Origin of the sequence: Edaphobacter aggregans DSM 19364, from assembly GCF_000745965.1 — a bacterium.
GTDB lineage: Bacteria > Acidobacteriota > Terriglobia > Terriglobales > Acidobacteriaceae > Edaphobacter > Edaphobacter aggregans.
In genome coordinates this window covers 1-1,986 of record NZ_JQKI01000308.1, presented here as the reverse complement: position 1 = coordinate 1,986, position 1,986 = coordinate 1, and the positions used below count along the sequence as shown (strand labels likewise).

The window sequence follows — 1,986 nt, the reverse complement described above, 5'->3', positions numbered from 1 at the left end:
GGGCTGAAAATCAACAAAAATTCAGCCGAAGGCGAAGTGTTTTTTGTTGACTTTCCTTCTTATAGAACTTTCCTTCTTATAGAACTTTTCAGGCATTAGGAGATCACCGCTCTACATTGGCCAAGCCGAGGTCTACAATCACTCGAAACCTAAAATGAAGAGATGGAGAAACTCAAAGTCTGCGACTAGGAGCACGCTATGAAGACGTTGTTACTATTCATCATTTTGAGTACCTCGACTCTCCACGCTCAGTATGAGGGGCTTTGGGAAGGCTACGATGGAGAATGGGGTCACGTCTCTCGGCAATTGATAGCTCTGGCCGAGGCCACCCCTCCCGACAAGTTTGCATGGCGCCCAGCGCCTGGAGTGAGGTCAACGAGCGAGATCTACATGCACATCGCATTAGCTAACTTCTATTTGCTGAGTGTGACGGGACCTCCGATGCCACCCGACATAAAGTCCAACGATATGGAAAAGGCAGTGACGTCGAAAGCGGATGTCATCGCCTTTTTGAAGCGCTCACTTGATGCAGTCAAGACAGCTCGCGCTCAGCTCAAGCCTGGCGATCTTCAGCGCAAGGTCAAGATCATGAACAAAGATGCCACCGTAGATGGCATGTACCTCCGCATCATCGTTCATGACAACGAACACATGGGCCAACTGATTGCATATGCGCGCATGAACGGAATTGTTCCGCCGTGGTCGAAGGGCGGCCCCGAATAGGGTGGCAATCGAAATCCGCTCCATTTTGCTAAGAGCCAGTTTTTTGGGGGAAACTGCACCGGTTTTCACTTCGCATTTGGGGAAGTTTCCGAAAAGGCGACTTTGCGGGCACTACCCAGCACCCCAGGGCCTGTTGGTTTAATGAGCATCCGCAGACATCAGGCCACCCGCTCTTCTATCTGGATGTCTGATATTTCAAGCAAGATGTGTCCTTGGTCACTGCATCTGGTCGAGCGCAGTTGAGAATGCCGTTTTGAGGTTGAGCGCTTTCTTGATTTCATCGCAACTCACATAGGGATGCTCGCTGTATTCGAGGAAGCTAGGCCATTGGTGTTCGCGGAAAAACTTGACTATGGACGAAGGATTTGACGCGTAATCGGCAGGCCATCCTTCGAGGGCCTCAAAGATCGCCTCGATGCCCGTCTTCCCGAAGAGAAAAGAGGCGTCTTCGCTGTATTTGTCGAAATCGGTATCGAAAATGCCCTGATACATCAGGTAGTTCTCCCCCTTAATGGTGAAGATCACCCACCTCAGGTAGTGCGCCTTGAGTATAGCGAGCGTGGACGGATCATCGGCGATTGCTTTCTCCATGACCTTGGCCTGTTTGTAGAGGTGCTCCTCCCGTCCGGGGATGACCTTTGCAATGACGGAGAAGCCATAGCATGCCGGAGTCTTGGGAAAGATCGGGCCATACCGTCCATCCTCTCTCTTGAAGTAGCCCTCCTTTGGGATCGCCATCGCGGCGGGCTTTGTCCAGTCCTTTGCCTCATCGGATGCGGGTACGGGTTGCGTGGCCATATGGTGCTCCTTTACATATTTGGCAGAGATCTTGCGCGTGGGGAGGCGCGAGTCGCCGCCCATTGGGACCAACAGTAGGGGAATCTCCAAAGGCCGTCTACTAGGGAAAGGCATAGGCGAAACAGTGGCGAATCGCGAGTCAGATCTTGTCACCTGCCAGATCGAACTCGCCGACAAGCCGAACATTACGGGCAGTTCATATCACTTCCGAAGTGCCGGTGACTGTCCCACTGGGTCGCGGAAGTATTGTCGTCGATCCGCAAGCTATCTGGCCCAAGGGCGGACCAGCCGCTCAGTTGTATTGCATGAAAACGGGGTTTTGAGAAAGTTCCCAGCAAGTTACCGAAATCGCGACTTTACGGGCAGGACGAGGGACCTATCGGCATTCGTGAGCATCCTGAATTATGATGGTCTGTCTTTTGTCGACCGCCTTGCTGGCCGGGAATAAGGGTTGAGGGCGAGCTT

Annotated in this window: 2 protein-coding genes; one reads left to right on the top strand and one right to left on the bottom strand. The window is 52.6% G+C overall.

The window, feature by feature from the left end; genetic code table 11:
- Positions 1 to 198 precede the first annotated feature (198 nt).
- Positions 199 to 723 (top strand): DinB family protein, encoded by a 525-nt coding sequence (locus Q363_RS31425; protein ID WP_035358670.1) that lies wholly within the window; start codon positions 199 to 201, stop codon positions 721 to 723.
- A gap of 216 nt (positions 724 to 939) precedes the next feature.
- On the opposite strand, the gene Q363_RS31420 is transcribed toward Q363_RS31425, so the two are convergent.
- A complete protein-coding gene (locus tag Q363_RS31420; protein WP_245632600.1) occupies positions 940 to 1,461 on the bottom strand; it encodes a hypothetical protein in 522 nt (173 codons plus the stop codon).
- Positions 1,462 to 1,986 lie beyond the last annotated feature (525 nt).

Coding starts and splice junctions, on each gene's coding strand:
- Q363_RS31425 (WP_035358670.1), top strand. CDS start 199: ATGAAGACGTTGTTACTATTCATCATTTTGAGTACCTCGACTCTCCAC.
- Q363_RS31420 (WP_245632600.1), bottom strand. CDS start 1,461: ATGGCGATCCCAAAGGAGGGCTACTTCAAGAGAGAGGATGGACGGTAT.